Source organism: Dietzia sp. DQ12-76 (assembly GCF_014145045.1).
Taxonomy (GTDB): domain Bacteria; phylum Actinomycetota; class Actinomycetes; order Mycobacteriales; family Mycobacteriaceae; genus Dietzia.
On the sequence record NZ_JAALDV010000500.1, the window covers coordinates 1 to 7,722 of the forward strand.

Genomic DNA, 7,722 nt, shown 5'->3' on the forward strand with positions numbered 1-7,722 from the left:
GCGGGGCCCAACCTCGTGGGGCCGACGGGAGCGGTCGCCGAGTCGCTGGGCCTGCTCCCTTTGTCCGGTCCGTTCCTCCTCGCCGCCGCGGCCTACGGTGGAGCGGCACTGGTCATCTCACTGCTGCTGCGTCCCGATCCGCTGCTCGAGGCGCGGCGGCGGGCGACGGTGGGGCCGGACTCGGCGACAGCCTCGTCGTCGTTCCCGTCACCGGCCCCCGCGGTCGTCTCCTCCCCCGAGCCGGCCGCACCCTCCCGCATCTGGACCGGGGACGTGCTCACCGGGGTGGCGGTGATGGCCCTGACGCAGTTCGTCATGGTCGGGCTCATGACCATGACACCGGTCCACATGCGCGCGCACGATCACGCGGTGACCGTGGTGGGGCTGGTGATCTCCCTTCACGTGGCGGCGATGTTCCTGCCGGCCCCGCTGTCCGGTTACCTGGTGGACAGGTTCGGCACGCGCCTCGTGGCCGTCTCGGCAGGCCTGGTGCTGCTGACCTCTGGCGTCCTCGCCGCGGTCTCCCCGCCGCAGTCGACCGTGCTGGTCACCACGGCCTTGATCCTCCTCGGGCTCGGATGGAGCCTCGGACTGGTCGCCGGGACCACGGTCCTCACCACGTCCGTGCCGCTCTCGGTCCGCGCCACCGTCCAGGGGCAGGCCGACGTGGCGGTGGCGCTGTCCGGTGCGGCGGGTGGCCTGCTCTCGGGCCTGGTGTTCGCGTGGATCGACTTCCGCGGCCTCGGCTTCGCACTCGCGGCGCTGTCGTTGATCGTCGTGGCCTCGGTGCGGCCGAGGCGTGCGTCACGCGGGGCACCTGAGACGGGAACCGCGCGGCCCTCATCGAAGGTCCGCTGACCGCGTCAGGCGACGGCCACCTGATCCGACCGATGCCCCTCAGAGGACTCCCGCACCCGGGCGGCCAGGTCGACGCGCCACCACACCACGAACCCCCAGACGACGAACGCCCCGTACACCAGGTACAAGGCCGCTGACGGGTAGTACCCGGCCTTGAGGAGCAATGGGACACCCACGATGTCGACGCCGATCCACAGCAGCCAGAACTCCGTCCAGCCCCGGGCCATGCCGTAGGTGGCCAGGATCGACCCGGTGAAGATCCACGCGTCCGCCCACGGGCCCCACGATCCGAGCTCGGAGAAGACCCACCCGAAGACCAGGGTGCCGGAGATCATCCCGACGACGAGTCCCGCCCGTTGCCGGCCCGTGGCCCAGTGCGGATGGACCGCGACCGCCTCGACTCCCGCCTGCCCCGGCAGAGCCGCGCTGGCCCGCCGGTCCCGCGACCAGCGCCACCAGCCGTAGATCCCCACGGCGAGGAACATGACCTGGCGGCCGGCCTGACCGTAGAGATCGACGTCCTGCGGGGTGTGGAAGACACCTCCGAGGAAGACCGTGAGAAGCGTGAGATTGCCGACGATCCCCACCGGCCAGGCCCATACCACTCGGCGCATCCCGCCGATCGCGGCGGCCAACCCGAAGACGTTGCCGATGATCTCGCGCCACAGGATCGGTACTCCGCCGATCAACACCTGCGCGTCGAGGAATGAGACGAGAAGGCTCATCGTGTGCCCCTTTCACGGGCTCGGCACTCCACGGCCCAGGGCGTATGCCGCATCGCCCACGGTTCCACGGCCGAGCCGCGGTCCCTCGGGGGACACGCTGTTCTCTTCCATCCGGACTATGACCGTCGGCCCCGGGATCACACCGGGTCTGCTGACCCCCGCGAACGCGGTCCGGCCGGGCATGTCGCCTGGCCGCACCGCGTGTGCGGGGCGCTCGCGGGCTCGCCGCCGACCATGGGGCCGGTGACATCACCGCCGGTGGGGAATCTCACCCCGCCCTGAGAACGTGTTCCCGTTGTACTCCTCCCCGCTGCGACGCTGCAACTCCGGCCGGCGTCGAGAAGGGCGTTCGGCGCGTCCTCACCCGGCCGATGGGGGCGGGACTCTCTTGCCGACGTGAGGTGGGCGCGGTCACCGGTGCCACCCCGGGCGGGGGCGTGGCTCAGCCGATCGTCAGTTGGCCGTTCGCCTCGGTCACCGGGACCACGTCGAGGGGTCGCGGTGCCGGAGCGAGGGTGTTGCGGCCGTCGGTGGCGTCGTACTCCGCGCCGTGGAGTGGGCAGCGCAGGTGCAGGTCGCGGACCACCTGAACGGTCCCACCCTGGTGGGTGCAGCGGGCGGAGTACGCGACGAACTCCCCCTCGGTGGGCTGCGCGACGATCACCGTGGAGTCCCCCGACTTGACCTGCTTGGCGGTCCCGACGGGCACGTCCGACGCGGGCATGGTGCTGGCCTGCACCTCGGTCGTCTGCTGCACGGTCGAGGCAGGCTCCGCGGGTTGCGTCATCCCGCAGGCCGAGGCGATCCCCGGCAGCAGGATGATCCCGGGGAGAGCGGCCAGGACGGTACGGCGCTGCGTGCACGGTCCGACGGTGACGGATGCTGCGGCGGGGTGCTCGGTCATGTGGCCCATCGTATCGGGCGGCCACGACCGACCTAGGCTGCGTTCCATGACCGTCCGACGCCTCCTGCCCCACGCCACCACGATCTTCTCCGAGGTCACCCAGCTCGCTGTGCGGTTCGGGGCCGTCAACCTGGGACAGGGCTTCCCGGACACCGACGGCCCCCCGTCGATGATCGAGGCCGCGGTGCGCGCCATGCGGGAGGGACACAACCAGTACCCACCCGGGACGGGGGTACCCGAGCTCCGGCACGCGATCGTCACGCACGAGACCGGGCACACGGGGCTGGTCCACGATCCGGACACCGAGGTACTGGTGACGGTCGGCGCGACCGAGGCGATCGCCGGTGCGGTGCTCGGCCTGGTGGAACCCCACGACGAGGTGGTGGTGATCGAACCGTCCTACGACTCCTACGCCGCCACCGTCGCGATGGCCGGGGCCACCCGGCGCCCCGCGCGGATGGTCCGCTCGGACGACCGTTTCCGCCTCGACGTGGACTCCCTGCGGGCGGCGTTCTCCCCGCGGACCCGGGCGGTGCTGGTCAACTCTCCGCACAACCCCACCGGTGCGGTGCTGCCCCGGGAGGATCTCGAGCAGATCGCGGCCCTGTGCCGCGAGTTCGACGCGATCGCGATCTCGGACGAGGTCTACGAACACCTGACGTACGACGACACCGAGCACGTCTCCATCGCCACCCTGCCGGGCATGGCCGAGCGCACCCTGCGGATCTCGAGCGCCGGCAAGATGCTCAACTGCACGGGCTGGAAGATCGGGTGGGTGACCGGCCCGGCCGGGTTGGTCGCGGGTGTCCGGGCCGCCAAACAGTACATGAGCTACACCGCCGGTACCCCGTTGCAACTCGCCGTCGCGCACGCCCTGAGCCACGAGGACGAGTGGATCCGGGCGCTGCGGGCGCAGATGCAGGACAGGCGGGACCAGCTCGTGGGGATACTCACCGGGATCGGAGTGGATCTCGCCGTGACCCAGGGGACCTATTTCCTCACCGCGGACCCCCGGCCGCTCGGCGTCACCGACGCCGCGTCGTGGTGCCTGGAACTGCCCGAGAAGGTCGGCGTGGCGGCGGTTCCGTTCGCGCCGTTCACCGATACCTACTCCGCCGAGTGGTCGCATCTGGTGCGGTTCGCGTTCTGCAAACGACCCGAGGTGCTGTCGGAGGCCGGGCGCAGGCTGCGGGCGCTCGCGCCCTGAGACCGCGGGACTCTCAGCGCCCGGTGGTGAGGACGATCTTGCCCACCGCGCCGCGGCCGTCCATGAGTTCCAGAGCCTCGGACGCCTTGTCCAGCGGGAGCTCGACGCCCACGAGCGGGTCGAGCTTCCCCGCGGCCAACAGAGGCTCCACCTCGGCCCACTGTTTCTGCAGGTATCCGGGGTTGCTCATCCAGTACTCGCCCCATCCCACCCCCACGGCGCTCTTGTTGCCGAGCAGCAGGCGGTTGACCTTGACCGTGGGGATCTCGCCACCGGTGAAGCCGATCACGAGGATCCGCCCCTCCTGCCCGAGGGACCGGATGGAATCGGTGAACCGGTCGCCTCCCACGGGGTCCACCACGATGTCCACGCCCTTGCCGCCGGTGAGCTCCTTCACGGCGTCCTTGAAACCCTCGGGGGCGATGGCGTCGGACGCTCCGGCCCTGAGCGCCAGCTCCCGCTTCTCCTCGGAGGAGGCGACCGCGATCACGCGGGCACCGGATGCCACGGCGAACTGGGTGGCCGCGATGCCGATACCGCCACCCGCGCCGTGCACGAGAACCGTCTCCCCGGGCTCGAGTCGGCCGCGGTGCGCCAGGGCGAAGTGCACGGTGAGGACGTTCATCGGAATGGACGCGCCCTGGGCGAAGGTCATCGAATCGGGGAGCCGGAACACCTGGGCGGGGTCGGTGGAGACCACCTCGGCGAACCCTCCGAGGCCGGGGAAGGCGCACACGCGGTCGCCGGCGGCGAATCCCGACCCCTCGGGGGCGGAACGGACCACACCCGCCACCTCCGATCCGGGCACGAACGGCAGCGGCGGCGAGATCTGGTACTTCCCGCGGGTCTGGAGGACCTCGGGGAAGGTCACCCCCGAGGCGTGGACGTCGATGAGGACCGCTCCCGGCTCCGGCTCGGGGAGATCCACGACCTCCAGGGCGGCGGGTCCGTCATGGGATGAGATGTGAATGGCACGCATGGCCCCATAGTGTCAGCACACCCGTCGCGCCGGAACCGACGCACCGGATCACGTCTCGAGGTGCACCGGCGGGTTCGGCTCGTCCGTCTCGGGGTGACGACGCAGTCCCCGGCGTCGATGGAGATGCAGGGCGAGCCCCACGGCCACCACCACCTGGCCCACCTGGAAGGCCAGCGCCATCAGGATGAACTCCCGCCCGAACGTGGTGGGCAGGACCAGCAGCAGCGCGCAGACGCCCAGCAGCGTCACCGTGAGCATCTGGCCACCGGCGAGGAGTCGACGCGGGGTGGTGACCAGACGGCCACGGGACAGCAGCAACACCGAGTTCAAGGCCACGAGAAGACAGACCGGAACCCCGATCTGCGAGGGGAACAGGAACATGACCACGAACAAGGGGTGCGAGCTGAGCGTGACGGTCCCGGTCGCGACGAACTGCGGGACACTCCACAGCGCGGTGATGAGAGCGCAGGTCACGGTGATCCACGAGCCGCCCACCAGGATCCGCACCCGACGAGGATAACCGCGCCCCCAACCGGTGCGGCCCCTGCCCACCGCTCGGACCGGCCACGCCGCGAGGCCCCCCGCTACTCACTCCCTGGTGAGGGCCTCGCCTATGGGGGTGGGGCCGTCGGAGAACTCGATGGTGCGACCGATGGTGTCCGGCCTGCGCAGGACGGCCGCGGTGACGGCGGCCACGACGTCCCGGCTGGTGGCCCTGTCCTCGCGCTTCTCGGCACCCACGCCGATCGACTCCCCGCCGGCGTCATCCGTGAGCTTCCCCGGGCCGAGGATGGTCCACTGCAGTTCCGAATCCCGCAGGTGGGCATCGGCGTCGGCCTTGGCCTGCGCGTAGGGGTAGAACGAATCGCCCTCGGGCACGCCGTGCTCGGGTCCGGCCCCGTCGTAGGAGATCATGACGTAGCGCTCGACCCCCTCCTGCACGGAGGCGTCCATGGATCGGATCGCGGCGTCGCGGTCGACGGCGTAGGTGCGATCGGCGTCTCCGCCACCCGCTCCGGCGGCCCACACCACCGAACCGCTGCCGCGGAGCACCTCCCGCAATCCCTCGACGTCGAGCGTCTCGACATCCGCGACGACAGGGGTCGCGCCCACCTCCCGGATGTCGTCGGCCTGGTCCGGATTCCGGATCACCGAGTACACCTCGGCGCCCGCCCCCGCCAGGATCCGGGCCGCGCGGAGCGCCACCTTGCCGTGTCCGCCGATGATGGTCACAGGGCGTTCGATACTCATGGCCTCCGTTGTACTCCTCCACCCCGCCGTCGTGTGAGTCGCAGATCACTTCCCGGTCACTGTCCGGCCCGATCCGGTCACAACTCCACAACGACACGCCGTGGGCGCCCGTGTGGGTTCGCGTCCTGTCGGACCCTGTGTGCATCATGTGCTCATAAGCCGGTACTCACCGGTGAATCCCCAGCAATGCCCTCGGAGTCACGCATGTCCTTGTCCCGGTCCGGGTCGCTCACGCCCTCGGCGTCTCAGGCGCCCTTCGTCCTCCTCGCCGGGCTCCTGGCCCTCCTGCTCGTCGCGACCGGATGCACCATCCCCGTGCCCACGGGGTCCGCGGGCGAGACCACCCCGACCGAGACCTCGGAGGCGCCGGTTCCGGCGACCCTGCAGGTCACCCCGGCGGACGGCGCGACGGACGTGGCCGTGGTGGACGGCGTCCGCGCCCGGGTGGAGAACGGTTCGCTCAGCGAGGTGGTGCTGACCAACGACGCGGGCAAGGAGATCGAGGGCGAGCTGTCGCAGGACGCGACGTCGTGGGAACCCGCTGTCACCCTCGGATACGGGCGCACCTACACGCTGGATATCACCTACCGCGGAGCGACGGGCGGCCCGCGGACCGACTCGCGCACCTTCACCATGGCCACCCCACAGGCCATCGTCACCCCCAGCCTGGTCACCCCGGGCGGTGGCGCCCTGGAGTCGGATCGCGAGTACGGCGTCGGCATCATCGTGGCGGCGAGATTCGATCAGCCGGTCGCGGACAGGGAGACCGTCGAGAAGTACATGACGGTCACGACGGAACCGGCGGTCGAGGGCAACTGGTTCTGGCTCGACGACGCCACCGCGCACTGGCGGCCCCGGGACTACTACGAGACCGGCACCCGGGTGAGCGTGGATCTGGACACCGAGGGCAGGAACCTCGGCGGCGGCCAGTGGGGTGGAGAGGGCGCGGAGGTCGACTTCGCCATCGGTGACCGCCGGGTGGCCATCGCGGACGACGACACCAAGACGGTCTCGGTGTTCCACAACCAGCAACTGGTCAAGACGATGCCCACGTCGATGGGCAAGGGCGGCTGGGCGACCCATAACGGCGTGAGCATGCACTTCTGGACCCAGCGGGGTGTCTACACCGTCCTCGACAAGGCCAGCACGGTGCTCATGGACTCCTCGACCTACGGTCTACCGCTCGACGTCGGGTACCGGGTGACGGTCGACCACGGGGTGCGCCTGACCAACGAGGGCATCTACTTCCACGCTCTCGCCTCGTCGATGTGGGCGCAGGGCAACACCAACGTCTCGCACGGATGCCTCAACCTGTCCCCCGATGACGCCGCCTGGTACTTCGACCAGGCGGTGGCCGGAGACATCGTCGAGGTCCGGAACACCGGTGGCCCGGAACAGCAGGTCCACCAGAACGGGGACTGGGCGGTCCCGTGGAGCACCTGGCAGAAGGGTTCCGCGGACTGAGGGTTCCTTTTGCCGGGGTCGACACGCTACTTTTGCGCGATGGAGCCCCGCTCACCCCAGATGAGACTGCCCGGAGTCGCGATCGGCCACTGGACGGATCCTTCCGCGTTGACGGGGTGCACCGTGGTGCTGCTCCCCGAGGGGTCGGTGGCATCGCGCGAGGTGCGGGGTGGCGCGCCGGCGACCCGCGACCTCGACGCACTCTCGCCGGACAAGGCGGTGGCCTCCGTCGACGCCGTCGTCCTCACCGGAGGCTCCGCGTTCGGTCTCGCGGCCGCCGAGGGGGTGATGCGGTTCTGCGAGGAGGCCGGGAGGGGCGTTCCCACGCCCGGCG

At 70.6% G+C, this 7,722-nt stretch carries 9 protein-coding genes and 1 riboswitch; of the genes, 4 read left to right on the forward strand and 5 right to left on the reverse strand.

The window, feature by feature from the left end; translation table 11 throughout:
- Positions 1-858 (forward strand): MFS transporter (locus G6019_RS15540; RefSeq protein ID WP_182627986.1); only part of this gene is annotated, 858 nt, incomplete at its 5' end.
- A 5-nt stretch (positions 859-863) separates the two neighbouring features.
- On the opposite strand, the gene G6019_RS15545 is transcribed toward G6019_RS15540, so the two are convergent.
- Together G6019_RS15545 and G6019_RS15550 are read right to left on the reverse strand one after the other, a co-directional pair.
- Positions 864-1,583 carry a nicotinamide mononucleotide transporter family protein gene (locus G6019_RS15545; RefSeq protein ID WP_107757574.1) on the reverse strand — a complete coding sequence of 240 codons (720 nt, stop codon included), beginning with the start codon at positions 1,581-1,583 and terminating at the stop codon, positions 864-866.
- Positions 1,584-1,678: 95 nt separating this feature from the next.
- Positions 1,679-1,873, reverse strand: a riboswitch (FMN riboswitch).
- A 152-nt stretch (positions 1,874-2,025) separates the two neighbouring features.
- Entirely contained in the window at positions 2,026-2,487 is a 462-nt protein-coding gene (locus tag G6019_RS15550) for a Rieske (2Fe-2S) protein (RefSeq protein ID WP_107758252.1), read from the reverse strand.
- Positions 2,488-2,533: 46 nt separating this feature from the next.
- On the opposite strand from G6019_RS15550, the gene G6019_RS15555 reads away from it, so the two are divergent.
- Positions 2,534-3,694, forward strand: coding sequence for a pyridoxal phosphate-dependent aminotransferase (locus tag G6019_RS15555; protein ID WP_182612129.1), 1,161 nt, complete (start codon positions 2,534-2,536; stop codon positions 3,692-3,694).
- A 13-nt stretch (positions 3,695-3,707) separates the two neighbouring features.
- Here the strand turns inward: G6019_RS15555 and G6019_RS15560 are convergent, their stop codons facing one another.
- From G6019_RS15560 to G6019_RS15570, 3 genes are all read right to left on the reverse strand, one after another.
- The gene (locus tag G6019_RS15560; protein ID WP_107757576.1) at positions 3,708-4,673 is read right to left on the reverse strand and encodes an NADPH:quinone oxidoreductase family protein; all 966 of its coding nucleotides are present in this window, start codon (positions 4,671-4,673) and stop codon (positions 3,708-3,710) included.
- 48 nt (positions 4,674-4,721) lie between these two features.
- Complete coding sequence (locus tag G6019_RS15565) at positions 4,722-5,180, reverse strand: hypothetical protein (RefSeq protein ID WP_107757577.1); 459 nt, start codon at positions 5,178-5,180, stop codon at positions 4,722-4,724.
- An 81-nt stretch (positions 5,181-5,261) separates the two neighbouring features.
- The gene (locus G6019_RS15570) at positions 5,262-5,924 is read right to left on the reverse strand and encodes an NAD(P)H-binding protein (RefSeq protein WP_156607288.1); all 663 of its coding nucleotides are present in this window, start codon (positions 5,922-5,924) and stop codon (positions 5,262-5,264) included.
- Positions 5,925-6,128: 204 nt separating this feature from the next.
- Here G6019_RS15570 and G6019_RS15575 point away from each other — a divergent pair, with 204 nt between their 5' ends.
- Together G6019_RS15575 and G6019_RS15580 are read left to right on the forward strand one after the other, a co-directional pair.
- Positions 6,129-7,388 carry a L,D-transpeptidase gene (locus G6019_RS15575; RefSeq protein WP_182612128.1) on the forward strand — a complete coding sequence of 420 codons (1,260 nt, stop codon included), beginning with the start codon at positions 6,129-6,131 and terminating at the stop codon, positions 7,386-7,388.
- A 39-nt stretch (positions 7,389-7,427) separates the two neighbouring features.
- The coding region (locus G6019_RS15580; protein ID WP_182627988.1) for a P1 family peptidase at positions 7,428-7,722 on the forward strand (295 nt) is incomplete at its 3' end.

Bases quoted from the DNA above. Each gene is read 5' to 3' on its own strand.
- G6019_RS15545 (WP_107757574.1), bottom strand. From the start codon at position 1,583: ATGAGCCTTCTCGTCTCATTCCTCGACGCGCAGGTGTTGATCGGCGGA.
- G6019_RS15550 (WP_107758252.1), bottom strand. From the start codon at position 2,487: ATGACCGAGCACCCCGCCGCAGCATCCGTCACCGTCGGACCGTGCACG.
- G6019_RS15555 (WP_182612129.1), top strand. From the start codon at position 2,534: ATGACCGTCCGACGCCTCCTGCCCCACGCCACCACGATCTTCTCCGAG.
- G6019_RS15560 (WP_107757576.1), bottom strand. From the start codon at position 4,673: ATGCGTGCCATTCACATCTCATCCCATGACGGACCCGCCGCCCTGGAG.
- G6019_RS15570 (WP_156607288.1), bottom strand. From the start codon at position 5,924: ATGAGTATCGAACGCCCTGTGACCATCATCGGCGGACACGGCAAGGTG.
- G6019_RS15575 (WP_182612128.1), top strand. From the start codon at position 6,129: ATGTCCTTGTCCCGGTCCGGGTCGCTCACGCCCTCGGCGTCTCAGGCG.